Below are 24,034 nucleotides of genomic sequence, written 5' to 3'. Positions count from 1 at the left end.
CGAGAGCGCTCCGGCCTGACGTATCCGCTGGTGGCGGCCGTGTTAGCGTCGGCGTCATGGCAGTACAGCGTGCTGGTGACGCGGAACCGGATCCCGAACCCGAACCGGCGCACCCGACGCCGCCCGAGGGGCTCAAGAGCCGGGACCGGATCCTGTGGGCCGCCTCGACCATGCTCGGCGAGGGCGCGGGCTCGGCGCTGAGCGTGCGCGCCGTGGCCGAGCGGGCGCGGGTGAGCACGGGGTCCCTGCGGCACCACTTCCCCACGCAACGCGCGCTCATGGACGCCATGCTGAAGGTCGTCTTCGACCTCGTCCTGCCCGAGGCCGGTTTCCGCGACACGTCCATTTCTCCGCGTGACCGCCTGCTCGGCTGCGTACAGGGCCTCCTCGTACCGCCGGACAGCACGCGGGGCGCCCGCGAGGCGTGGCTGACCGTGCACGAGCGGTACATCGCCTCCGAGCCCACCCAGGCCATGCGCGCGGAGTACCGGGCGATGCAGCGCGAGGTGACCCGCCGGGTCGAGGAGTGCCTGAACGTGCTGGTCGAGGAAGGGGCGCTGGCCGCAGGCGACACCACCCGGCGCGCGCGGTTCCTGCTGACGCTGGCCAACGGCGTAGCGATCGAGCAGGTGCTGCCGAGCGAGGACGCGCACATCGCCACCGAGCTGGACGTCCTGCGCACCGGCGTCGACCTCGTGCTGGACGGCCACGTCTGATCCGGCACCCTGCGTGCGTCAGGTACCCGCACCACCGTCCAGGAGCCAGTGGTAGCGCATCCGCATCGCCCGCTCGGTCGCACCCAGCACCGCGCCGATGCCCAGCGTGACGTTCAGCCACACCGGCAACCGCAACGGCGACTCGAAGGTACCCAACGAGTCCGCTATGGCCGGGATCTCGGAGATCGGCTGCGCCGCCTGGAGCAGGTTGAGGCCGACCCCGATGAGCAAAAGCACCACGGACACGGCCCCGATGAGAGCGCTGGCCCCCGGGTGCTCGCGGGCGAACTTCATGCGTCGCCCTTCCGCCGAGCGGGGGTCAGGGGCGAGCCGCGTCTCCGAACCGTCACCGTCCGCGACGAAGTGGCAGCGGCGCATGCCCACTTCGCTCCTGCGGACCTCGATGGTCCCGCCGGGGACGGGGAAGCGGGCCGGGAGCTTGGACTCGGCCTCGCAGAGCCCGTCGCGGTACAGCCGCGCCCGGACCACGCCCGACTCGGGGTCGCCGCCGTGCTTGACCTCCACCGTGTACGTCGCGGAGAGGCCGCCGCCCACCGGGAGCGGGAGGGAGAGCAGCGAGCGGCGCGTCATCTGCCACCAGCGGAAGGGCTTCAGCGGCTTCCCGTCACCCGGCTTCACCCGGCGCTCAAGTCGTCGGTCGTTCCAGCTCGGCCCCATGGTGACGCCCTCCCCGATCGCGACCAATACGGTGTGCTACTCCAACCTCCCGACTAAACTAACACACTGTACTGGTAACGCAGTGTGATCATAAGGCCCCGCGTGACGGACGCACGAGGGCTCGTGGCTGAATATCCCCACACACAGAAGCAACCAAGGGTGGGGGCACCACAGATGACCGGACACACAGCTCGGACCAGACGTTTCGCCGTACTGGCCGCGACCGCCGCGATGACCGTCGCCGCGACCACGCTGTCCGGGGGGACGGCGGGGGCCACGGCGCTGCCGGTCCCGCACGACATCAACGGGGACGGATACGGGGACATCGTCCTCCCCGCGCCCGGCGCCACCGTCGCCGGAAAGGCGTACGCCGGCGCGATCGTCGTCCTCTACGGGTCGGCCAACGGCGTCTCCGCCGCCAAGCGGGCCGTGATCACGCAGGCATCGCCGGGCGTGCCGGGGGCGGCGGAGGAGGGCGATGCCTTCGGGTCGTCGATCGCCCTCGCGGACCTCGACAAGGACGGGTTCGCCGACATCGTGGTCGGATCGCCGCACGAGAAGATCGGCTCCACGCTGTCGGCCGGAGCAGTCGTGGTGCTGTGGGGCGGGAAACAGGGCCCGGTTTCCGGCGTGGCGCTGCCGACGCTGCTGGAACAGCAGGGGCAGGCAGGGCGGGACGTCGCCGCCTGGTCAGGCCCCGACGGGGCGCAGGTCCTCGTGGTGAACAACAACAACGCAACCCGTCTGAACGGGCCGTTCAAGCGGACCGATCAGGTCGCCGCCTCGTCCTACCTGCACGACGAGACCGGCTACATGAACGCCGCCGCCTACGGGGACCTGAACGGCGACAAGGCCGCCGACCGTGTTCTCGTCAACGGCCGTATGGGCGGCTGGAGCGGCGGGCCGGTGTACGTGAACTCCTCCATGGAGAGGCCGAACCGGCTGCACGGCGGCGACGGGCTCATCGCTGCGGTGGGGGACGTCAACGGGGACGGTTACGGGGACGTCGTGCTCGGCGACCCCGACGACCCGCACCCGGAGGAGGGGCCCATCGGCCACCTCGGCGGGGCGGTGCACGTGTGGTTCGGGTCGAGGACGGGTGTGGCGTACGACAAGGCGCCGATGACCGTGCACCAGGACACGGCGGGCGTGCCCGGCGGCGGGGAGCGCGACGACGCGTTCGGGGCGTCGGTCGCGGTGGCCGACCTGAACAAGGACGGCGCGGCCGAGATCATCGTCGGGACGCCCGGCGAGGCGATCGGCACGAAGGCGGGCGCCGGAGGCGTCGTGGTCATTCCTGGCCGCCGTACGGGTCAACTCGGCTCGGGCTCCTACGCGTTCACGCAGGGCACCGCCGGAGTGCCGGGCGCGGTGGAGGCCGGGGACCGGTTCGGCGCGACGGTCAGCGCCGGGGACCTGAACAAGGACGGACGGCCCGACCTCGTGGTGGGTGCGGCACAGGAGAACGGCCAGGGCGCGGTGTGGGCCCTGCCCGGCGGCACGTCCGGGCTGCCTCTCTACACGTCGTCGGCGTCCTTCGGCCCGGGCTCGCTCGGGCTGTCGGGCGGCGACTGGCTGTACCTGGGTGGCGACCACCGGCACTAGGCGGCCTGGACGAGGCGGCGCGGGATCTCGTGGAGATCCCGCGCCGCCGGTGTCACCCCTCCGGTGTCACCGGACCCGTATCACTCGGCGAGCTTCACGGAGTTGATCGGCGTGAAGTTGTAGTCGTAGTACGTTCCGGCCCGCTGGTTTCCCCCGCAGTCGGTACCGTTGGACCCCTTGCACCGGTATGCCTTCGCGCCGCCCGTCTGGTTGTTGAACCAGCGCTTGGTGCCGTACTGGTCGTAGATCTTGTGCACCCCGTACGAGTAGAACCGGTGACTCGGCTTGTCGCCGTTCCAGCCCGCGCCCGGGTACAGGCAGACGGCACCGGACGGGCAGCCGTGGATCGTGCCGGCGGCCTGCGCCGCACCGGCCGTTCCGCCCATCGTGAGCACGGCGCCGGTGGCGAGCGCGGTGGCCGCCATCGCGGTCCTGGTGATGGTCCCCCGAATCAGACGCATGTGCCTTCATCCCCCTTCAGGTCGCTCCTGCGTTCGTTCATCGCTCGTTTACGAGCTGCTTCGATGATGGGGAGACCCACGCAAACGGGTCGAAAGGTTTTCGGCACACAGAAAACGGATGCGTTCATTTCGGGGGATTCATGACACTCCGTATCCATTTCACAGCGGACGACCTGGCACGCATCACGGTCGCTCCTCGCCCTGACCCCATGTGGGAGCTGGTCAACAGCCTGCACATCCTCCAGAGGCGGCCGACCGTCCCCGCATACGCGCCGTGGCTGCGGCACGTACGGAAACGGCTGGCCCGCAGCGACCTCAGGAGCCCGATCCGGCTGCTCACGACGCTGGTCCCGCCCCGGGGGGACTTCCCGGACTTCCTCACCCCGCCCCACAAGGGCGGCCTGGAGGCCGCCCGTGACCTCGTGCTCGCCACACCGGCGGCCCGCCTCCGCACCGAACTGTCCGGATGCTTCGGGCAGCGCAGGCCGTCCACGTGGCTCCGGCGGCTCGCGGAGGGCGAGCGTGCCGCCCGGCAGGAGCTGGACGGGGCCTTCCTCACGTACTTCCGCGAACTCCTCGCCCCGCAGCTGCACCTGATCGACGACGTGGTGCACGCCGACCGCGCCCACCACGGCCGGGACGTGCTGGCGGGCGGAGCCGAGCGGCTGCTGAACACCTTGTCGCCGTCGATCCGCTGGGAGCCGCCCACGCTGGTCGCCGACTATCCGCGGGACGGGGACCTCCACCTGGGCGGGCGGGGCATCTCGCTGGTCCCGTCCTTCTTCTGCACCGAGCGTCCCGTCACTCTCATCGACCCCGAACTCCCGCCCGTACTCGTCTACCCCGTGAGCCGTCGCCCCGCGTCGGCGGACCCGGCCGACGGCCTGCCCGAACTGCTGGGGCGGACCCGGGCGATGGCCCTGTGCGCACTGGCCTCGCCGTGCGCGACGGGCGAACTGGCCCGGCGCATCGGTGTCTCGATCGGGACGGCGAGCAAGCACGCGTCGGTGCTGCGCACCACGAAGCTCATCACCAGTACGCGCAGGGGCGGCGAGGTGGTGCACGCCCTGACCCCGCTCGGGCGCGAGCTTGCGCAGGGACGGAGGGGCGGCTCGTGGTGCTGCGGCCCGGACCCCGCCCAGGCCGCCTCTAGGCCGCTCCCGCCAGGTCCCGGGACCTCAGCGCCAGCCACAGGTCGTAGCGGGCGGTCGGGGGGCGCAGCAGGGAGCGCTGGAGCACCGTTTCGAGCCGGGTGAGGCGTTTACGGGTGCCGGGTACGGAGATGCCCAGCTCGGCGGCGGCCGGGCCGAGGCGGCCCTCGCACCGCAACCAGGTGCGCAGGGTCTCCTCCGCACCCAGGACGGGGGCCAGTTGCTGGTCGGCCCAGTCGCGGACGGCCGGGCGGCCCAGGACGCGGTCAAGGCCGCGCACCCCCTCCGACGTATCGGAGCCGGGGGCGTACGGAGTCGACGGGACCGGGGGCACCGGCTGCGTGTTCTCGGGGGCGCACGCCGGAGCGGGCTCGGGGATGCACGCCGGAGCGGGGGCGGCCCGGACGCGCAGGGCCAGATCGAGGGCGGACTGGTCGGCCAGCCGGTGCAGGTCGAGGCCGAGCAGCTCGCCGATGAGCCGCAGCCGGGCGGCGAGGGTGTTGCGGTGGATCTTGAGATGGTCGGTCGCGTGCGACGAGAACGCCAGCCAGGAGGCGGCCGTGGCCAGCAGCTCCTGGCTCCCGGGGTCCTGCGCGCGGCGCGGGACATGGGTCAGGAGCGGGTTCAGCAGCTCGTTCGCCCACCGGCGGCCGGCCGGTCCGACGACGAGCGCGGGATCCTGCGAGGCCCCGAACCGGGCGTGCCGGGACGGCAGTTCGCGGGCGACGGGCAGGGCGTGGAAGGCCTGCCGGTAGCCGGTCGCGGTGTCGGCCAGCGGCACGGGCTCGCTGACACCGACCACGCAGTCGCCCACCCGGGCGGCGACGGCCTCGTCGGTCGACACGGCCCCCGGCTCCGGCGCCTCCTCCTCCGCGGGCATGACCAGGATGAGGTGGCGGGCGTAGACGGGGCACCGCACGATCCAGGAGCGGCCGCCGTCCGCGTCCACGCAGACGCGGGCCACCTCGTCGCGCCCGCCGCCCGAACACTCCACGACGCACACCCGCACCGGGTCGGGGAGCCGGGGGCGCAGCGCACCGGCGACCTGCTGGGCGATGGAGAGCTGACCCGTCATCAGCAGGTGCAGCACCGCCTCGCGTCCCCGGGACTCGGCGAGGTCCACCCGGCGGCGCCTGCGCTCCAGCGTCTCGGTCTGGAGGCACAGGGACAGCGGCAGGACGACGTCCGCCAGCAGCACGGCGAGCCCGGCGGCCACCGGCCGCGGCGTGACGACGGCGAGCACGGGAGCGGCGGGGGCGGCCACGCCCGGAGGGGAGGCGGCCAGAGGGAAGAGCAGGGCGGTGTACGCGCCCGTGTCCACGGAATACGCCTGGACCCCGCGCTCGGTGAGGGCGCTCGCCCCCTCGGCGACGAGTCCCGCGACATCGGGGACCTTCGCCCCCTCCGTACGGGCCGCGGCGTGCAGCACCGTCCCGTCCTGCCCGACGAGCCCGGCCCAGCCCTCGGCCCGCCCGGCCAGCCAGCGCAGCAGCTCGGCCGTTCCGCCGGTGCGGGCCAGCCGGTGCATCCGCAGAAGATCGTCCGCACGCTCCCCTGAACGCATCAGTCCCCCGTTCCGTCCGGGACACGACCGTGTCCCCGGTGATCCGGCCATTGTGACTGTGCGGACCGATACCCCGGCGGCGGCCCCATTGGGCGCATTGAACCTCCCGGTGCCCCTACCCCCCGATCTATCGTCCGAACGTGTTCCGGCACGTCCGGGGAGGACGGGACGGGGGAAGCCGGAACACGGGAACGCGGGAACGCGGCGGCAGGGGCTCACGGGGGTGGTCGCTGTCGCCGGTTGCCGCGTTCCCGCGCGTCGGGGCGGGCCTGGGCCGCGCACGAGCCGCGCCGGAGCCGCGCCCCTCATCGCTGTCAGTGGTGCCTCGTAACGTCGTACGGAGGAGTCGGCCGACGGCTTCGACGTCCGAGGAAGGCGCCCCATGGAGTTCCGCATCGAACGCAGTGTCCTGACCGAGGCCGTGTCCTGGGCGGCCCGTGTCCTGCCCGTGCGCTCGCCCGTCCCCGTACTGGGCGGACTGCTGCTGGACACGGAAGCCGGGGCCGGGCACGGGTCCGGATCCGGGGCCGGGCGGCTGCGGATCTCCGGGCTGGACTACGAGGCGTCCGCGCGCATCGACGTGGCGGCCGAGGTCCTGCGGCCCGGGAGGGTGCTCGTCATGGGGCGGCGGCTGCTGGACATCTGCAAGGTGCTGCCCGAGGGCCCCGTGGAGTGCGCGGTGGAGGGGTCGCGGTTCACGGTCTCGGGCGACGGGGCCCGGTTCGGCCTCTCCGTGCTGCCGCTCGACGACTACCCGGCGCTGCCCCCGCTCCCGCGGGTGCGGGGCGCGGTGGACGCGGAGCTGTTCGGGGCGGCGGTGGCCGATGTGGCGGTGGCCGCCGGACGTGACGACACCCTGCCCGTGCTCACCGGGATCCGGCTGAGCCTCGACGGCGACACGATGACGCTCGCCGCGACCGACCGCTACCGCTTCGCCGTGCGGACCGTCCCGTGGAAGGCCACCGCTCCCGGCGAGAGCGCCGACGTCCTCGTCTCCGCCCGCCGGCTCACCGAGATCGCCCGCTCGCTGGGCCGCTCCGGGCTGGTGAGCCTGGCCCTGGACACCGGTTCGGCGGGCTTCGAGCACGCGGGCATGCGGACCACCGTACGGCTCCTGGAGGGCCGGCTGCCGCGCCACGAGAAGCTGTTCGCGCTGGAGGACCCGGCCGTGGCGGTGGTGGACCGGGCCCGGCTCGCGGAGGCGGTCAAGCGGGTCTCCGTCGTCGCCGACGGGGACAGCCCGGTGCAGATGACGTTCTCCCGCGCCGACGCCTCCGTGGCGCTCCGGGCGGGCTACGAGGACGACGTGGCCTCCCAGCGGCTGCCGGCCGCCCTGGAGGGGGCGGAGGAGCTGACGGTGGCCTTCAACCCGGCGTATCTGGCGGACGCGCTGGCGTCGTTCGCGGGGCCGGCCCTGCGGATCCAGCTGCTGGGGGCGGGCCAGCGGGCGCTGATCACGGACGGGGCGGGACCGGACGCCCATCGGCATCTGCTGATGTCGGTGCGGCCGCAGTTGGTGTGACGGGGGCCGGACGCCGGGACGGGGGGTGCGCTCCGGCTCGCGCCGGACACACCCCCCGCTCGGGTGGGGTTCTCGGGTCCCGTCGAGGACCCTGAGTCAGCAGCTCAGGTTCAGCGGGTCAGGTTCAGCAGCTCAGGTTGGAACCGGTGGTGGTGCCGAGAAGCTGGGTGAACTGCGTGAACTTGTTGATCCGGCTCTGGACCTGGGCCGGGTTGCCGCCGTTGCACTCGATCGCACCGTTGATGGAGCGGATCGTCTCGCCGAAGCCGGCGTTGTTCACGATGGCGTTGTGGCCGGTCATGGCGCCGGGGCCGGACTGGGTGTTCCAGTACCAGAGGGCGGTCTTCCAGGCGATGGCGGCGTTCTGCTCGACCAGGTAGGGGTTGTTGAGCAGGTCGATGCCGAGCGCGTCACCGGCCGCCTTGTAGTTGAAGTTCCAGCTCAGCTGGATGGGGCCCTTGCCGTAGTACGCGGACTGGCCGGCCGGGCAGCCGTAGGGCTGGCTCGTGTCGCAGTAGTGCGGGTAGTTCGCCTCGTTGACTTCCTTGATGTAGTACAGCCCGCCGGTCTCGTGGCTGACGTTGGCGAGGAAGGCGGCGGCCTCGCGCTTCTTGATCTCGTCGCTGCCGGTGTTGGCGAAGGCCGGGTAGGCGCTGAGGGCGTCGGTCAGGCCCTGGTAGGTGTAGAAGGGGTTCCGGTTCGGGAACATCTGGTTGAACTGGGCCTCGCTGACGACGAATCCGTTGCCCTGGCCCGGGTCCTCACCGCCCCCGCCGGTGCCGCAGGCGCCCTTGTCGGCCCACACGTCCGACGAACCCGGGCGCTCGTTCTGGGTCCACCACTTGGCCGTGTAGTTACGGCCGTTGTACGAGACCGTGCCACCGTTCGTGTACACGGCGGAGGAGCTCCAGGCCGTGGCGCAGGTGGCGGCCTGGGCGGTGGCGGCGGGAAGGACGACGAGCGCCGCGACGACCGCGACGAGCGCGACCAGCAGGCTCATGACACGTCGGATCACGTGATCACACTCCTTGGACGCGGCGCTACGTCCGGCCGTGCGCCGCTGTGGGGGTGCCCGACACCCAAGCGAAGATGGTCTGGACCTGTCAAGGTCTAGACCAGCTTTCGTGACACGGGCGCTTCCGCCCCGCCCGGCCCCGCCACTGCCCTGCGATCACGCCGCCCCACCCCCCAACTGGCCCGATCCCGGCGGGCATCCCCCCGGTCCGCGCCGCGACCGAGGCCGAGCCGAGGGCAGAAAATTTCCGGGCCGTCCACCATGCGGGACGCCATCGGGCCTCCCGCACGGGACACCCGGACTCCCTCCCGGCGGGGAGCGACGGACTTCCCGAAGTCGCCGGCCGCCCGACTTTCCGAAGTCGTCGAAGGTCGGCAAGTAGGAACGGAATGCTGTGCTCCGGCTGCTCGGACTGCTGCCATGAGGGGGTCACATTCCTCTGTGGAGAAGGGGGTTCGCCCGGGATGCGGACCACAACGATGGGCAGGGACGGACCGGTCGTCGGCCGGCTGGGACTGGGAGCCATGGGCCTCTCGTACCGCTACGCCCCCGGAACGAGGGACCGGACCAAGGCGGTGTCCCTCGTCCAGGAGGCGGTCGACCTCGGGGTCAACCTGGTCGAGACGGCCGACGCCTACGCGGACGGCGAGAACGAGCGGCTGATCGGCGAGGCCATCCGCGGCCGACGGGACGAGGTGGTGCTCTGCACCGGCGGCGGCCTGCTGGGCAACCCGGACGGGGTGCTGCGGCCCGCGGGCGGACCGCAGGCGCTGCGGGACGCGGTCGACGCGAGTCTGCGCCGGCTGGAGGTGGATCACATCGACCTCTATCTCCTGCGCCGGATCGACCCCGCGGTCCCGCTGACGGAAAGCTGGGGGGCGCTGGCCGAGCAGGTCTGGGCGGGCAAGATCCGCATGCTCGGACTGCCCGTCGTGACCGTGGAGCAGGCCCGGGAGGCCGAGGCCGTGCACGAGGCGGCGGCGATCGGCGCCGAGGTCTCCCTGTTCACCCGGTGCGGTCTCGACGACGTCGTCCCGTACGCGGTGGAGCGGCGGATCGCCCTGCTGGCCGGCGCCCCGCTCGGGCGCGGTCTGCTGACCGGCACGCTGTCCCGTCCCGAGGACCTGCCGCCGGGCGACTGGCGGCACACCCAGCCGCGCTTCGCCCCGCGGGCCATCCGCCACAACCACGCCCTCGCGCAGGCCGTCGCCCAGGTGGCGGCCCGGCACGAGGCCACTCCGGCCCAGGTCGCCCTGGCGTGGCTGCTCCGGCTCGGTGACCACGTGGTGCCGCTGCCCGGCACCCGGGCGTCGTACCACCTCGCGGAGAACCTCGGCGGGGCCCGCCTCCGGCTGACCGAACAGGACCTGACCGACCTGGAGTTCCTGCCCTATCCGGCGGGATCCGCCGAGGTGTGAGCCCGGCCCGGGCCACCCGAGCACCGCTGCCCCGACTCTCCACCACTTCTGGAGTTCCTGACATGACGACCTCACTGGTACGGCAGGTCCTCCCGCGGCCCCGGCCGCGGGCGGCGACCGCCGACGTCCACGGCACCACGGCGTCCGGGTTCGCCTCGGTGCGCCACTCCTTCGAACGGGCCTGCAGGGAAGCCGGCCCCCCGAGAACCCGGGGAGCCGCGCTCGCTGTCGTACAGGACGGTGAACTGGTGGTCGACCTGTGGCAGGGCACCGCCGATCCGGTCACCGGGGCCGCGTGGAGCGGCGACACCCTCGTACCGCTGCTGACGGGCTCCCACGCCGTTCTGGCCACGACGGTCCTGCTCCTCGCCGACATGGGCGCACTCGCCCTGGACCGGCCGGTCGCGGAGTACTGGCCGGAGTTCGCGGCGCGCGGCAAGAGCGCGGTGACCCTGCGGGACGTGCTGACCTTCACGGCCCGGCTCCCCGCCGTGGAGGCGGGGCTCGACCAGCGGGACGTGGAGAACCCGCGCATGATGGCCGCACTCCTCGAACTGCACGGCCTGGAGGACGATCCCCGGGCCGGGGGCGTGCTGCACGGCCCGTGGACCGCGGGGTGGATCGTCGCGGAGGTGGTCCGCCGGGTCGACGGCCGCGATCTCGACCTGTTCTTCCTGGAGGAGATCGCCGGCCCCCTGGGCCTGGACGTCCACTTCGGTCTCGTACCCGACCAACTGCCGCACACCGCCCGCATCTCGTACGGGGCGGACTTCCGCTCCCGTTTCCCGGCGCCGGACGGCGGGGAGGACAGCGGCGCGGCGGAGCTGTCGGGGCGGGTGTGGAACAACCCGTGCCCGTTCCCGGCGGACGCCGGGGTGTGGAGCGAGAGCCGGCGGCGCTACGCGGTCATCCCCTCCCTGGGGGCGTACGCGTCGGCCCGCGGTCTCGCCCGGCTTCAGGGCGTCCTGGCCGCCGACGCCGTACGGGCTCCGGGCGAGGAGCCGCTGCTGCTGTCGCGGCGCACGCTCGACCAGGCGCGGAGCTTCTGGGCCGAGGGCCTGGACCCGCTGCTCGGCGGGGTCAGCGCCTACGGCGAGGGCGGCCTCCAGCTCCTCGACGACGGGCTGCACCCGGCCGTCCGTTCCGGCGCCTTCGGCCACCAGGGCCCCGGGTCGGTCACCTACCAGGCCTGGCCCCGGTCCCGGACCGGCGCCGCCTGGGTGCGCGGCCGGCTGACGGCGGGCCCGGGCGCCCGGCTGCTGGACGAGGTGGCCGACGCGGTGGACCGGTCGCTGCGGGCGGTCTGACGACTACGCCCGCCCGGCGGCGGGAGCGGTACGAGGCGGGCCCCGGCCACCATCAGGCCGGGGCCCGTCGGCCCTCCGCCCACGGAGGGCTGACGGCGGGGTCGGTTGTGCGTGCCCGGTCGGGGGCGTCAGCCCTCGGCCTGCGGAGACTCCCGGTCGGGGCCGGTTGTGCGTGCCCGAACGGGGATGTCAGCCCTCGGCCTGCGGAGACTCCCGGTCGGGGCCGGTTGTGCGTGCCCGAACGGGGATGTCAGCCCTCGGCCTGCGGAGACTCCCGGTCGAGGCCGGTTGAGCGTGCCCGAACGGGCCCGTCAGCCCTCCGCCCGCGAAGGCTCCCGGCCGTCCCGGTCGCCCCGGACGTCCCCTTCACTCCGGTCCGCGGCGAGGCCGTGCAGGACCACGTCCCAGACGGAGTCCCAGACCGCGCCCCACGCCGCCCCCCGGGGCGTGCCGGGGGCGGCCATCGCACCCTCCGCCAGGTGCGCCAGCATGGCCTCCGCCTCCTCGGGCGCGACACCCGGGCGGAGCCACCGGGCACCGTGGGCCCGGTCGAGCAGGGCGCGGAGGACGGGCATCCAGGTCTCGGCCAACGGCGGAACCCCGTCCGGCGGGCCGGCTTCCAGGCGGCGTACGGCGCGGACGAAGCGGTCCTCGCGCGCCAGCCGGGCCAGGGTGCCGATCAGGACCCGCAGCTCCCGTAACGGATCGGCGGCCGGGGCGAGTTCCGCCAGGGAGCGGCAGAAGCGCGCACGTCCCGTGAGACGCACCTCCTCGGCCAGGGCGGTCTTGTTCCGGAAGTGGAAGGTCAGAGCGCCGATCGAGGTCTCGGCCCGACAGGCCACCCGCTGGAGCGAGGCGCCCTCGTAACCGCGCTCGGCGAACTCCTCGGCCGCCGCCTCCAGCACGGCCTGACGGGTCCTGGCCGCCCGTTCCTGCATGCGCCTTCTCCTTGAACCTCGGTAAGTCGCCACTCTTCTCCCTCAGAAATATAACGAACATTCTCTATGTTTGTTAGTCTGCTCACCGGACGCTCACCTGGGAGGGACTCGCAGTGACGACGATGCACGAAACGCCCGAGATGGCGACGGGCCGAGCGCTGGACGACCTGTCCCGCCTCCTCTTCGGCCACTTGCACCGCTCCGACCAGCAGCGTTGGGGGCATGTGTACTTACAGGGCCTGCTGCGCACGCACGGCAAGAAGACCGTGCGGCGCATGGCCGCCACCGTGACCGGCTCCGAGGCGACGTCGCCGTCGCTGCACCAGTTCGTGAACGCCAGCCCCTGGGACTGGACCCCGGTCCGCGGCCGGCTGGCCCGCTGGGCCACCCGGTCACTGCCGGTGCGGAGCTGGACCCTGGCGCCGACGGTGCTGCCCAAGCGGGGCAACCACTCGCCCGGCGTGCACCAGCGCTTCCTGCCCGAGTCGGGGCGCACCGTCAACTGCCAGCTGGGGCTGGGCCTCTTCCTGAACGCCGGGCAGGCACACCTCCCGGTCGACTGGCAGCTCTTCCTGCCCCCGCGGTTCACCCAGGACCCCGCCGTACGGGACCGGGCGAAGATCCCGGCGACGGCCCGGCCGCAGTCGCCGGGGGACCACGCCCTGCACCTGGTCCAGGAGATGACGTCCTGGACGGACGGGGAGACCGCCCCCGTGGTGGCCGACCTGACAGCCCTGTGCGACACCCCGGAGCTGGCGCGGCGACTCCAGGGCAGCGGGCACTCCTTCGTGCTCGCCATCCCGGGCCAGACCGCCCTCGGCGGAGCCGAAGTGCCGCCGGGTGAGCGGCCGTCGGCGCGCGCCCTGCTGCTGCGCCGCGGGATGCGGCACCCGGCGGGCGCGGGCCGCCGGATCATCTCGTACGACACCCCCGTGCGCGGGATCCGCCCGAGCGGCGAGAAGGCCCACGGGCCCGGACGGCTGCTGGCCGAGTGGGACGGGGAAGCGGGGCGCCCGGGCCGGATCTGGCTGACGAACATCACCGACCGCCATCCGGCCGAACTGCTGGAGCTGGCCCACTCGGCCCAGGGCGCGCGGTCCGCGGTCCGGCACATGGGCGAGGACTTCGGCCTGCTCGACTTCGAGGGCCGCTCCTTCCCCGGCTGGCACCGGCACATGACACTCGTCTCGGCCGCCTACACGTGTGGCACCCTCGAAAGCCTGAACCCCTGACTTTTCATTGCGCATACAAATAAATATCGGCCAGGACCCACTCTCGTAGCTGCCGACACCCCCCAGATGATTGCATGGGCATGTATCTTGTTGGTATCGCAGTCGAGAAGGGGAGCTGTTCCATGACGATCAACCAGCAGCCACGCGCCGCCTCCGATCAGGCCATGTGGGAGGCCGTTCTCGGCCTGCACGCCTTCGTGGAACGCCAGCTCGCGCACACCCTCCAGCGTCGCTACGGGGTCGGCCTGTCCGAGTACCGGGCCCTGGAGACCCTCCACCAGGCCGAGAAGGGCGAGTGCCGCATGCAGGAGCTGGCGGACCACATCGGGCTGGGCCAGAGCTCGGTCACACGCCTGGTGGGACGGCTCGACAGCGCCGGCTACGCCTACAAGGACAGCTGCGCCGACGACAAGCGCGGCGTCTTCGCCGTCATCACCGAAGAAGGCCGCAAGCGCTACCAGGAAGCCCGCGCCACGTACGCCGACGTCCTCAGCTCGGCCCTCAACACCGCGAGCGCCGACGCCCAGCTCGCCCGGGCGGTGCAGGCGCTGCGCAGCGCCGCCTGACGCGACCACGACGACGGCGGGAGGCGGCCGGGGCAACCCGGCCGCCTCCCGCCGTCTTTGCATGTTCGGGCTTCCCCTGAAGCCGACAAGACTGTGGCCCGGATCACACGAACCCTCAATCTATTTGCTTGACCATGCAAATAGAAACCCGTAGGTTCTCTGTCGTAGCCAGATCTCGCGGCCTCGCAGCCGGATCTCGCAGTCGGACCGCGCGGCTCGCTCGCACGGCCGGATCCCGCCGTGAGATCGCCCATCCACCGAGGGGGACCGTTGCCATCGCCTCGCCTGTTACAGGCCTTCAGCAGACATGTGCAGGAACAGCCCGACAGCACCGCGCTCGTCGCCGCCGGCGAGCGCGTCACCTACGCGGAGCTGGAGCGGCTGACCCGCCGCGCCACCGCCGACCTGGACGGCGCCGGCTTCGGATCCGTCCGCGCCCTGTGCGTCCCGGCCCACAAGTCACCGGAGACCATCGCCCTGCTGCTGGCGGCCTGGCGTCAGGAGATCAACACCCTGGTCCCCTCCCCCGGTCTGGGCGCCGCCGCCCTGGGCACGCTCACCGCCCAGGCCCACGGCCCGCTGACGGCCACGGCGGTCCCCGGCGGCGGCGTGAGCCTGGTGCGGGAGGAGACGGACCCCGCGGCGGCGGACGGCTTCAGCGTCCCCGACCCCGCCGAGTCGCTGCTGACCCTCACCACCTCCGGATCCACCGGCGTACCCAAGCTCGTACCGATCCGCACCCATGCCTTCGACCGGTTCGCCGACTGGGCCACCGGGAAGTTCGGGATCGACGGCTCGACCCGGGCGCTGAGCTTCTCACCGCTCAACTTCGACCTGGCGCTCCTCGACGTCTGGACGGTCCTGGAGGCCGGCGGCACGGTCGTGCTGGCCGACGCCGGGGCCAGCGGGGACGCCGGCTACCTGCGGGAGCTGGCCCTCGCCCACGGGGTGACCCTCGTCCAGGGCGTGCCCCTCCTCCACCGGCTGCTGGCCGCGGACGGGGCTCGCTACCCGGCGGTCCGTACGGTCGTCTTCACCGGGGAGGCCGTCTCCGAGCAGGGGCTGCGGGACACGTTCGCCTCCTGCCCGGACGCCCGCTTCCACAACGTCTTCGGCTGCACCGAGACCAACGACAGTTTCATCGAGGACATCGACCCCGACGCGTACGTCCATCCACTGCCCATCGGCACCCCGATCGACGGCACCGACGCGGTGCTGCTGATCGACGGGCCGAAGGGCAGCGAGGTCCTCCAGGGGCCCGGCACCGGTGAACTGCTGGTGCACACCCCCTTCCAGACCTGCGGCTATCTCGAACAGGCCCGTAACGCCCGCGCGTTCATGCCCGACCCACGCGGCGGCGGCGCCATGTTCTACCGCACCGGCGACCTCGTCCACCGCGACGCCGACGGCCGCTACTTCCTCCAGGGACGCACCGACTTCCAGGTCAAGGTGCGCGGCGTGCGCACCAACACCCTGGAGGTCGAGACCGTCCTCGGCGCCCATCCGGACGTCGTCGAGGCCTGTGTCGTCGCCCTGCCCTGCCCCGAGGCCGGCAACCGGCTGCACGCCGAAGTGGTGCGCCGGGACGGGGCCTCCCTCAGCTCGCTGGGACTGCGGGCGTACGCGGCGAAGCACCTGCCGCGGCACGCCGTGCCCAGCTCGGTCGGGCTCGCCGGCACCCCGCTGCCGAAGACCCCGACCGGCAAGCCCGACCGCAACTCGATCAAGAAGAACCGACTGAACGGAGACATCGCATGACCACCACCGCCAGCGACCCGATCCGCGCCTACATCGTCAGCGAGTTCCTCGCCGGCGAGGACGCCGAGGACCTGACCGACGACTTCGACCTCATCGAGAGCACCGTCGTCAACAGCCTCGGTCTGGTCCGCCTCATCTCCTGGATATCCGAGACCTACCGCATCCCCGTCGACGACATCCCCCTGGAGCCGGCCGCCTACCGCACGCTCGCGGACATCCGCCGCTTCGTCGAGCAGGCCGCCCCGGCCTCCGTCTGACCCCACAGCTCCACCCCCGCACCGCCCGCCCCCCACGCCCAGGCACACCAGCGCACGTCCAGAACACAACGATGACAGGAGTAATTCCATGATCGTCCGTTCTCTGTCCGACGTCCCCGCGGTCGAGTGGGGCAGCGGCACCAGCCACCGCCTGCTCACCGAGGCCGACGGTATGGGCTTCACCGTCTGCGAGACGCTGGTCCGCAAGGGCACCTCCAGCGGGCTTCAGTACCTCGGCCACCTGGAGGCCTGCTACTGCATAGGCGGCTCGGGCGAGGTCGTCACCACCGAAGGCGTCCGCCACAAGATCAAGACCGGCACCATCTACGCCCTGGACCAGCACGACGCCCACCACCTCCTCGCCTCCGACGACGAGGACCTCCTCCTCGTCTCCGTCTTCAGCCCGGCGCTGCGGGGCGACGAGAAGCACTCGCTCTCCGAGGACGGCTTCTCCCGCTACTGATCACCGCCGCCGGGTGCGGGGCCGCGACGGCGCGGCCCCGCACCCGGCTCACCCCGCGACCGGCGAAAGGCAAGGCAGAGCCCTCATGGCAGCAGAGAAGGACACAGACACCTACGGCGTCACAGCGCCGTACGGCGACGAGCTGAACGACGACGTCGCCCGCTGGGACCGGGCCGGCGAGTTCCCCCGCGAGAAGTGGAAGCCGCTCCAGAGGTCGGGCCTCTTCACCCTCCCCTTCGCCCCGGAGTACGGCGGCGCCGGCCGGACGCTCACCGAGACCATGTCCGCGCTGGAGGGCCTCGGCCACACCAGCCGGGACGCCGGTCTCAACTTCTCGGCGTCCACCCAGATCGTCAGCGTCGGCATCCCGCTCCAGGCGTTCGGCTCCGAGGAGCTGCGCTCGCGCTATCTGCCGCGGGTCACCTCCGGCGAGGCCATCACCGCGCACGCGATCACCGAGCCGAGCCACGGCTCCGACGTCATGAACATCCGGACCACCGCGGTCCGGGAGGGCGACGAGTACGTGATCGACGGCGGCAAGATGTTCATCACCAACGCCCCCGTCGCCGACCTCTTCCTGCTGTACGTCCGTACCGGCAAGCCGGGCGCCTTCGGACTGAGCACCTTCCTCGCCGAGCGCTCCACGCCCGGACTGAAGATCGGCGAACCGCTGGAGACGATGGGGCTGCGCACCTCACCCATCAGCGAGGTCACGCTGGAGAACGTCCGGCTGCCCGCCGCCAACCGGCTGGGCAGCGAGGGGGCCGGCTTCCTGATCATGGACTACGTGATGAAGCGGGAGGTCCTCTTCTCCTTCGCCGTCAACCTCGGAGAGATGACCCACCGCCTGGGGCGCGTCCTCGAACACGCCACCACCCGGCAGCAGTTCGGCAGCGCCATCGGCAAGAACCAGGCGGTCTCCCACAAGATCGCGGACATGAGGATCGCGGTGGAGACGGCCCGGAAGTGGCTGTACGACACCGGGCGCAAGGTCGAGCAGGGCACGGACGCCTCGCTGGACGTGGCCGCCACCAAGATCGTGGTCAGCGAGGCCAACCAGCTCACCGCCCGGCACGCCATCCAGATCTTCGGCGCCCGCGGCTATCTGACCGACACCGGCATCGAGCGCGAGTTGCGCAACGCCACCTCCGGCTCCATCTACTCCGGCACCAACGAGATCCAGCGCAACTGCATCGCCGCCCTGATGGGCCTGTGACGAGAGGCATCCGCCATGACCGACACCCTGACCGACACCGTCTCCGCACCCCTGACCGCCGAGGACCTCGACCGCCTCACCGCGGCCACCGACTTCCTCGACCACGAGCACGAGACCGTACGCGCCTTCGTCGACAAGGCCCTGGACGGGATCGACCGCGAGAAGGCCGGCCAGGTCGACCTCGCCGTCGCCCTCTACTACGCGGTGCGCGACGGCATCCACTACGAGGTCTACGGCGCCGACCTCTCGCCCGAGGGGCTGAAGGCGTCCAGCATCATCACCGGCGGCAAGGGCTTCTGCCTGCACAAGTCCGTGCTCTACGCCGCCGCCTGCCGCTCCGTCGGCATCCCGGCCCGGCTGCACTACAGCGACGTCCGCAACCACCTCGCCTCCGACCGGCTGCGCTCCTACATCGGCGGCGACGTCTTCTTCCACGGCCTGGCCACCGTGTATCTCGAAGGCCGCTGGCTTCAGGTGACCCCGGTCTTCAACAAGCTCCTGTGCCGGCTGTACGGCATGACCCCGCTGGAGTTCGACGGCCGCTCGGACAGCCTCTACCACCCCTTCGACGCGCAGGGGCGGCAGAGCATGGAGTTCCTCACCGACCACGGCGACTTCGACGACGTGCCGTACGCGTTCGTCCTGGACAACATGCGCCGCAAGCACCCGAAGTTCCTCGACGCGGACGGCACCGGCACGGTCAGCGGCGGTTCGCTGGCCGACGAGGCGAACTGAGCTCTCCCCCCTCACCCGCAGAGAAGAACGGCAGAAGAAGAGGAGAAACACCCCATGACGCAGTTCCAGGCCCGAGAGGACGGCTGGGGCGCCGTCGCCCGCGTCGGTGTCGTCGTTCCGCACGCGGACGTCGGGCCGGAGTCCGAACTCCAGGCGATGGCCCCGCGCGATGTCTACATCCACGGCTCCCGCGTCCACTTCGGGGCGATGCGGCCCGGCGGTGAGATGGACCCCAAGATCCCGCACGACCCGGTGCGCGCCTTCATCGACCCGCCCTTCATCGACGACGCGGTCGAACTGCTCGCGGCCTCCCCGCTGGACTCCATCGCCCTGGGGTTCACCAGCTCCGCCTACGTCCTGGGCGCCGACGGCGAGCAGAAGCTCTTCGAGCGGCTCGCCGAGCGGACCCGGGGCATCCCGCTGACCGGCACCACCCACGCGGCCACGGCCGGCTTCCGGGCCCTGGGTGCCGAGCGGATCGCGCTGGTCAACCCGCCGTGGTTCGACGACGAACTGTCCGCCCTGGGCGCCTCCTACTTCGGCGAGCGCGGCTTCGACGTCGTCCACCACGCCCCCTGCGGCCTCCCCAGCAACCAGAAGCTGATCACCCCGGAGGCCCTGGTGCAGTGGATCGAGTCCACCGTCGCCCCGCAGAAGCCGCAGGCCGTCCTGGTCGCCGGCAACGGCATCCGCGCCGTGGGCACCGTCGCGGGCCTGGAGGAGCGGATCGGCTTCCCCGTCCTGACCGCCAACCAGGTGCTCTTCTGGCACGCGCTGCACCTCGCCGGCGGTGCCGGTGCGGCCGCGCGGATCAGCGACTACGGCGCCCTGTTCGGCGTCCGCCCGGAACCCGGGAGCGTGACCGGATGAGCCTGCTGCCCGCGTACGGCTACCAGGCCGCCGTGCAGGAGACCTGCGACACGCCCGAGTACCACATGCCCCTGGTGTGCTGGCACGACGACGACAACGGTGTGCACGGCCTGGTGCTGTACCGCGGGGCCCTGCGCCCGGCGGAGCAGGTGCCGGGGTTCCGGCGCTATCTCGCCGCCGAGGGTCTGGAGCAGTACGCCACGACCGGCCCGTGGCCGCTGCTCGCAGCAACCGCCTGATCCGACCCGTGGCGGGGGCCGGCCGGGCCCCCGCCGCACCAGGAGCCGTATCGACATGACACACGACCTCAAGTGGTCCGACGCGCCCCCGGGGGAGGTCCGCGACCAGGTGGGCGTCTGGATCGTCCGGGCCCCGGCCGGGCAGCGGCTGCCGCCCGACGGGTCCCCGCCCGGCTGGCTCGACGAGAAGGAGCGAAGCCGGCTGGCCGCGATACCGCAGCGCTCCGGCAAGGAGGCCTACGCCTTCGCCCACTGGGCACTGCGCAGCGTCCTCGGCTCCTCACTCGGCTGCCCGCCCCGGAACGTCGCCTTCCTGCGGCAGCCGTGTCCCGGCTGCGGCGGGGCGCACGGCAGGCCGGCCATCCGTGATCCGGACCGGGGCGGCGAACCCCCGGAGTTCTCGATGTCGCACGCCGGGGACCACGTCGCCATCGCGGTGGCCGAGGCCACCATCGGCATCGACATCGAGTGCCATCCGACCCCGGAGTCGGTCGCGGGCTATCTGCCCTTCCTCCACCCGAGGGAACAGCAGTGGCTGGGCGGCCGACCGGCGGACGAACTGGTCCGCGACTTCGCCCGGTTGTGGACCCGCAAGGAGGCCATGGCCAAGGCGACCGGCCAGGGCATGGCGGCGGTCATGAACCGGCTCGACCTCACCGGCCAGCCGCTCGGCTGGCGGGTGAGGCAGCTGATCGCCCCACCCGGGTACGAGGCCAGCTTCGCCGTTCCGGCGTCGGTGCACGTGGACGTCCTCATGTACGAGGACCTGCCGCACCCGATGCCGGAGGCGGAACTGGAGCCGGCCTGACCGGTGGCGGGTGGCCCGTACCTCCGAGCGAGGAGGTACGGGCCACCCGCCGCGTCACGTCGAGGGCCCCGGAGGGCGGGCCCGCATCAGGCGAGGGTCACCTCGGAGGTGAAGACCTGGACGCCGTGCTGCTCGACCGAGACGGGTATCCGGCGCCGGCCGGTGCCCGCGGGGGCCGGGGAACCGGCCACGACGACGGCGGGGGCGTCGAGTTCGACGTACCGGACGAAGTTCGTCCGCATCCCGATGACGGCCGCGGTGGCGCCGCCGACGGCACACGCCGCCTGCCGGGCGGCCTCCAGCAGGAGCATCCCGGGCGCGTGGTCGACCGGGTGGTCGAAGAGCACCGGGTGGGCGGTGTCCACCCGCAGCAGCCACCGCCCGGGTCTCTCGCCCCCCGGGGCCGGGGAGAGCACCACGTCGGCCGGGGAGCTCCGGCCCACCCGGTGCGGCTCCACCGGCACACCCGCCGGAAGGCGGTTCGCCAGAGCTGCGTCGATGTCCGCGTGGCTTCCGCGCATTCTCCGGTAGACGGCCGCGGGCTGGTCGTTGAACCGGGTGTGCGCGATCCCCATGAGCCGCTTGCCGAGGTGGACGTCGATGTCCATCGTCATGCCCGCGAACCTGGTGCCGCGCCGGACCACGTCCGAGCAGGACACCACCAGGCGCACCTCGTCCTCGGCGGTGGTGACCAGTGCCGCCAGCGGCTCGACCGCGAAGTCTAAGCACTCCCACGCCTGCTTGTGCTCCCGGGGGACGCCGTGCACGGCGTGGGAGAGCAGCGGCACCGCCTGGCGCACGGTCTCCGCGAGCAGCAGCGGGTCGTACGCGCCCTGCGACGGCTGGTAGAACGCGTGCCCCTTCGGCCAGCGCGCCGTGATCACGAAGCGTCCGGAGTCTTCCTCGGTCCACGTCCTGAGCAGTACTTCCTCCCCCTGGAGTTTGTGCACCTGCCACTGGTGCACCGGAGACTGCTGGACCGGCTGTACGTCACGGCTGAGTACGGAAACAGACAACGTGGACCCCCCACGATCGGTTGCTCGCTCACGGATGACTACGCAACGGATGACTACGCAGAGGAGCGCCATGAGCACCCCCTGCGCCGACTCAAAAATAATGTTTCTTTTGTTTTGCTGGGTCAAGGGGGAACGCGCGCCTGATTTTTTCCGCACCCAGGAGTATGCATAAGCAACTTAACTGGAACAAACGGGACTTGCCTCGGTGGCGGTCGGGCCGGATAACATAAGGGTCATTCTTTTTGGGAAGGTGACAGGGCATGGCACAACCGAAACAGGAGCGAGCGGAACAGACCCGCCGCGCTCTCCTCCTCGCGGCAGCAGAGGTCTTCGACGAGTTCGGCTACGCGGGTGCAAGCATCACCCGCATCCTCAAGCGCGCCGGTGTGACGGCCGGAGCGCTCTACTTCCACTTCGGCTCCAAGGAGGACCTGGCCAGGGCGGTGATGAACAGCCAGCCGGAGACCCTGGTTCCGCTGGTGGCCGCCGGGGGCCTCCAGCGGCTCATCGACATCACCCTCGTATGGTCGTGGCAGCTCCAGCGCGATCCGCTGCTGCGGGCCGGCGTACGGCTGACCAACGAGCAGACCTCCGCGGTCGGTCCGGCCAACGCCGACCCCTACGAGAAGTTCCGCGCGATCATGACCGGGTGCCTCCAGGACGCCCAGAACGACGGCGAGCTGCAGCCGGGTGTCGACCCGGTCGTGGTCGCGGAGTTCGTCGTCGCGGCCTGTACCGGGATGCAGATGTACTCCAACGTCGTCAGCAGCCGCCAGGACCTGCCCGAGCGCACCCAGCAGATGTGGAACCTGATCCTTCCGGGTATCGCCGTCCCGTCCGTGATCACCCGCGCCGACGCGACGCCCGCCCGGGGCGCCGCGATGATGCCCTGACCGCCCTGCCCGCCGTCCGCCCAGCCCGCCGACCGTTCCGCCGCCCCGGACGAACTTCGAGGAGCCCCATGCTTTCCTTACGCCTGGCCGCCCTGAACATCGACGGTGTCCTGCTCAACGACACCTTCAGCCCGGTCATCCACCAGTTCGTCGTGAGCCGGGGCGGGACGTACTCCGCCGAGCTCGAACGCTCGATCTTCTCCCAGCCGCAGCACATCGCCGGGCAGCGGCTCGCGGCCTCCGTGGGCGGCACCATGACGGGCGAGGCGGCGCTCGCCGCCTACTTCGAGGAGCGCGCCGCCCACCTCGACCGCCACCCGGTCACCATCACGCCGGGGACGCGTGACCTGCTCCACCGGCTGCGGAGGGCGGGCCTGCGCACGGTCTGCTACGGGGGCCTGGGCAAGGAGCACTTCGACCACCATCTGGGCCGCTACGCCCGTCTCTTCGACGGCCCCGGTTACGTCAGCACCAACGACATCCGCCCCGGCCTCAGCGAGATAGCCGAGGACGTCTTCGGACTCCGCCCCGCCCAGGCCCTCTTCGTCGACGACGTCGCCCGGGTCGCGGAGGCGGCCCGGCACCTGGGCGCGGCCTTCGTGGGGCGCCCCTCCGCCTTCCCCCACAGCCACCAGCGTGAACTCATGCGGGAGGCCGGCGTCCGCCACATGATCGACCGTCTGGACACGCTCGACGAGCGCCTGCTGGGCCGGATCGACCAAGAGATGAGCACGGACACGTTCTGGAGCCCCGCCCTCGCGGCGGCCGGCCGGGAGAGACACGCGTGACGCCGGGCAGCCCGCTGCTGGCCGGCAAGGTCGCGCTGATCACCGGCGCCTCCAGCGGAATCGGCGCCGCGGCGGGCCGGTACTTCGCCGACGAGGGCGCCGCCGTCGTGCTCGTCGCCCGCCGGGCCGCCCGGGTGGAGGAGCTCGCCGAGCGTATCCGCAAGGACGGCGGACGGGCCGTGGCCGTGCCGGGCGACGTCACCCGCCCCGCGGACATGGAACGGGCCGTCGCCACGGCGGTTGACCGGTTCGGCAGCCTCGACTGCGCGTTCAACAACGCCGGTCACGCCAGCGCCGGAACGGTCCTGCACGAACTTCCCGACGAAGTCTTCGACAGCATCCTGGACGTCAACCTGCGCGGTGTGTGGAACTGCCTGCGTGCCCAGATCCCCGCCATGCTGGAAGCGGGCGGCGGCGCGGTCGTCAACACCTCCAGCGTCGCGGGCGTACGGGCCACCTCCGCGTCGGCGCCCTATGTGGCCGCGAAGCACGCGGTCATCGGCCTCACCAGGGCGGCGGCCGCCGAGTACGGCGAGCACGGCATCCGGGTCAACGCCCTCGTGGTGGGCGGCACCGACACGGAGATGATGGACGCCCTCCGCCCCGCCGGCGCCGCCGTGGGCGCGGGTTTCGGCTCCCGGGGCATTCAGCGGCGGCTCGCCGATCCGGTCGAGATCGCCCGCGCCGCCGCCTGGCTCTGCTCGGACGCCGCCTCCTTCACCACCGGGACCGCCCTCGCGGTGGACGGGGGGCGGACCGCGAAATGACGTTGGCGCCCACGCGCACGAGGGCCCGGACCGTCACGTGAGGACAGCGGC

25 protein-coding genes are annotated in these 24,034 nt (G+C 72.1%); 19 read left to right on the top strand and 6 right to left on the bottom strand.

What is annotated here, in order from left to right; genetic code table 11:
• The first annotated feature begins 56 nt into the window (after positions 1 to 56).
• Positions 57 to 716, top strand: coding sequence for a TetR/AcrR family transcriptional regulator (locus IE145_RS13980; RefSeq protein ID WP_189525374.1), 660 nt, complete (start codon positions 57 to 59; stop codon positions 714 to 716).
• 18 nt (positions 717 to 734) lie between these two features.
• On the opposite strand, the gene IE145_RS13975 is transcribed toward IE145_RS13980, so the two are convergent.
• Entirely contained in the window at positions 735 to 1,394 is a 660-nt protein-coding gene (locus tag IE145_RS13975) for a hypothetical protein (protein ID WP_229825542.1), read from the bottom strand.
• Positions 1,395 to 1,568: 174 nt separating this feature from the next.
• Between IE145_RS13975 and IE145_RS13970 the strand changes: the two genes are divergently transcribed.
• Positions 1,569 to 2,999 carry an FG-GAP repeat protein gene (locus IE145_RS13970; RefSeq protein WP_189525372.1) on the top strand — a complete coding sequence of 477 codons (1,431 nt, stop codon included), beginning with the start codon at positions 1,569 to 1,571 and terminating at the stop codon, positions 2,997 to 2,999.
• Positions 3,000 to 3,079: 80 nt separating this feature from the next.
• On the opposite strand, the gene IE145_RS13965 is transcribed toward IE145_RS13970, so the two are convergent.
• Positions 3,080 to 3,460 carry a hypothetical protein gene (locus tag IE145_RS13965; protein WP_189525371.1) on the bottom strand — a complete coding sequence of 127 codons (381 nt, stop codon included), beginning with the start codon at positions 3,458 to 3,460 and terminating at the stop codon, positions 3,080 to 3,082.
• 140 nt (positions 3,461 to 3,600) lie between these two features.
• Here IE145_RS13965 and IE145_RS13960 point away from each other — a divergent pair, with 140 nt between their 5' ends.
• A complete protein-coding gene (locus IE145_RS13960) occupies positions 3,601 to 4,716 on the top strand; it encodes an ArsR/SmtB family transcription factor (RefSeq protein ID WP_229825540.1) in 1,116 nt (371 codons plus the stop codon).
• Here the strand turns inward: IE145_RS13960 and IE145_RS13955 are convergent.
• Entirely contained in the window at positions 4,610 to 6,139 is a 1,530-nt protein-coding gene (locus IE145_RS13955) for a helix-turn-helix domain-containing protein (RefSeq protein WP_189525462.1), read from the bottom strand. The two genes, IE145_RS13960 and IE145_RS13955, sit on opposite strands and share 107 nt — an antisense overlap.
• A gap of 418 nt (positions 6,140 to 6,557) precedes the next feature.
• Between IE145_RS13955 and dnaN the strand changes: the two genes are divergently transcribed.
• On the top strand, positions 6,558 to 7,697 hold the full coding sequence (gene dnaN / locus IE145_RS13950) for a DNA polymerase III subunit beta (RefSeq protein WP_189525370.1): 1,140 nt from the start codon (positions 6,558 to 6,560) through the stop codon (positions 7,695 to 7,697).
• A 124-nt stretch (positions 7,698 to 7,821) separates the two neighbouring features.
• Here the strand turns inward: dnaN and IE145_RS13945 are convergent, their stop codons facing one another.
• On the bottom strand, positions 7,822 to 8,712 hold the full coding sequence (locus tag IE145_RS13945; protein WP_189525369.1) for a glycoside hydrolase family 19 protein: 891 nt from the start codon (positions 8,710 to 8,712) through the stop codon (positions 7,822 to 7,824).
• 464 nt (positions 8,713 to 9,176) lie between these two features.
• Between IE145_RS13945 and IE145_RS13940 the strand changes: the two genes are divergently transcribed.
• Both IE145_RS13940 and IE145_RS13935 read left to right on the top strand, forming a co-directional pair.
• The gene (locus IE145_RS13940) at positions 9,177 to 10,130 is read left to right on the top strand and encodes an aldo/keto reductase (RefSeq protein WP_189525368.1); all 954 of its coding nucleotides are present in this window, start codon (positions 9,177 to 9,179) and stop codon (positions 10,128 to 10,130) included.
• A 62-nt stretch (positions 10,131 to 10,192) separates the two neighbouring features.
• Positions 10,193 to 11,437 (top strand): serine hydrolase domain-containing protein, encoded by a 1,245-nt coding sequence (locus IE145_RS13935; RefSeq protein WP_189525367.1) that lies wholly within the window; start codon positions 10,193 to 10,195, stop codon positions 11,435 to 11,437.
• Between the two features lie 311 nt (positions 11,438 to 11,748).
• On the opposite strand, the gene IE145_RS13930 is transcribed toward IE145_RS13935, so the two are convergent.
• Positions 11,749 to 12,375, bottom strand: coding sequence for a TetR family transcriptional regulator (locus IE145_RS13930; protein ID WP_189525366.1), 627 nt, complete (start codon positions 12,373 to 12,375; stop codon positions 11,749 to 11,751).
• Positions 12,376 to 12,497: 122 nt separating this feature from the next.
• Between IE145_RS13930 and IE145_RS13925 the strand changes: the two genes are divergently transcribed.
• The 10 genes from IE145_RS13925 to IE145_RS13880 all read left to right on the top strand — a co-directional run bounded on the left by IE145_RS13925 (position 12,498) and on the right by IE145_RS13880 (position 20,519).
• Positions 12,498 to 13,607: an IS701 family transposase gene (locus tag IE145_RS13925; protein WP_229825553.1), complete on the top strand. Its 1,110-nt coding sequence runs from the start codon at positions 12,498 to 12,500 to the stop codon at positions 13,605 to 13,607.
• Between the two features lie 122 nt (positions 13,608 to 13,729).
• Positions 13,730 to 14,173: a MarR family winged helix-turn-helix transcriptional regulator gene (locus tag IE145_RS13920; RefSeq protein ID WP_189525365.1), complete on the top strand. Its 444-nt coding sequence runs from the start codon at positions 13,730 to 13,732 to the stop codon at positions 14,171 to 14,173.
• 309 nt (positions 14,174 to 14,482) lie between these two features.
• A complete protein-coding gene (locus tag IE145_RS13915) occupies positions 14,483 to 15,931 on the top strand; it encodes an AMP-binding protein (RefSeq protein WP_189525364.1) in 1,449 nt (482 codons plus the stop codon).
• Complete coding sequence (locus IE145_RS13910) at positions 15,928 to 16,188, top strand: acyl carrier protein (RefSeq protein WP_189525363.1); 261 nt, start codon at positions 15,928 to 15,930, stop codon at positions 16,186 to 16,188. The genes IE145_RS13915 and IE145_RS13910 overlap by 4 nt, the downstream gene beginning before the upstream one ends.
• An 88-nt stretch (positions 16,189 to 16,276) precedes the next feature.
• Positions 16,277 to 16,651 carry an ectoine synthase gene (locus IE145_RS13905; RefSeq protein WP_069735574.1) on the top strand — a complete coding sequence of 125 codons (375 nt, stop codon included), beginning with the start codon at positions 16,277 to 16,279 and terminating at the stop codon, positions 16,649 to 16,651.
• 85 nt (positions 16,652 to 16,736) lie between these two features.
• On the top strand, positions 16,737 to 17,867 hold the full coding sequence (locus tag IE145_RS13900) for an acyl-CoA dehydrogenase family protein (RefSeq protein WP_189525362.1): 1,131 nt from the start codon (positions 16,737 to 16,739) through the stop codon (positions 17,865 to 17,867).
• Between the two features lie 15 nt (positions 17,868 to 17,882).
• Complete coding sequence (locus IE145_RS13895; protein WP_189525361.1) at positions 17,883 to 18,602, top strand: transglutaminase-like domain-containing protein; 720 nt, start codon at positions 17,883 to 17,885, stop codon at positions 18,600 to 18,602.
• 54 nt (positions 18,603 to 18,656) lie between these two features.
• The gene (locus tag IE145_RS13890; protein ID WP_189525360.1) at positions 18,657 to 19,472 is read left to right on the top strand and encodes a maleate cis-trans isomerase family protein; all 816 of its coding nucleotides are present in this window, start codon (positions 18,657 to 18,659) and stop codon (positions 19,470 to 19,472) included.
• A complete protein-coding gene (locus IE145_RS13885; RefSeq protein ID WP_189525359.1) occupies positions 19,469 to 19,711 on the top strand; it encodes a DUF6253 family protein in 243 nt (80 codons plus the stop codon). Before IE145_RS13890 ends, IE145_RS13885 begins: the two co-directional genes overlap by 4 nt.
• Before the next feature lie 55 nt (positions 19,712 to 19,766).
• The gene (locus IE145_RS13880) at positions 19,767 to 20,519 is read left to right on the top strand and encodes a 4'-phosphopantetheinyl transferase family protein (RefSeq protein WP_189525358.1); all 753 of its coding nucleotides are present in this window, start codon (positions 19,767 to 19,769) and stop codon (positions 20,517 to 20,519) included.
• 86 nt (positions 20,520 to 20,605) lie between these two features.
• Here the strand turns inward: IE145_RS13880 and IE145_RS13875 are convergent, their stop codons facing one another.
• Complete coding sequence (locus IE145_RS13875) at positions 20,606 to 21,535, bottom strand: ScbA/BarX family gamma-butyrolactone biosynthesis protein (RefSeq protein ID WP_229825536.1); 930 nt, start codon at positions 21,533 to 21,535, stop codon at positions 20,606 to 20,608.
• A 260-nt stretch (positions 21,536 to 21,795) separates the two neighbouring features.
• Between IE145_RS13875 and IE145_RS13870 the strand changes: the two genes are divergently transcribed.
• The 3 genes from IE145_RS13870 to IE145_RS13860 all read left to right on the top strand — a co-directional run bounded on the left by IE145_RS13870 (position 21,796) and on the right by IE145_RS13860 (position 23,983).
• Entirely contained in the window at positions 21,796 to 22,428 is a 633-nt protein-coding gene (locus IE145_RS13870; RefSeq protein WP_189525356.1) for a ScbR family autoregulator-binding transcription factor, read from the top strand.
• 68 nt (positions 22,429 to 22,496) lie between these two features.
• Positions 22,497 to 23,216: an HAD family hydrolase gene (locus IE145_RS13865; RefSeq protein WP_189525355.1), complete on the top strand. Its 720-nt coding sequence runs from the start codon at positions 22,497 to 22,499 to the stop codon at positions 23,214 to 23,216.
• Positions 23,213 to 23,983: an SDR family NAD(P)-dependent oxidoreductase gene (locus IE145_RS13860; protein ID WP_189525354.1), complete on the top strand. Its 771-nt coding sequence runs from the start codon at positions 23,213 to 23,215 to the stop codon at positions 23,981 to 23,983. Before IE145_RS13865 ends, IE145_RS13860 begins: the two co-directional genes overlap by 4 nt.
• Positions 23,984 to 24,034: the final 51 nt, after the last annotated feature.

Source organism: Streptomyces sindenensis (assembly GCF_014649035.1).
In the GTDB taxonomy this organism is placed as follows: domain Bacteria; phylum Actinomycetota; class Actinomycetes; order Streptomycetales; family Streptomycetaceae; genus Streptomyces; species Streptomyces sindenensis.
Note: the sequence above shows the minus strand (reverse complement) of the source record. Positions and strands in the feature narration are given on the sequence as shown.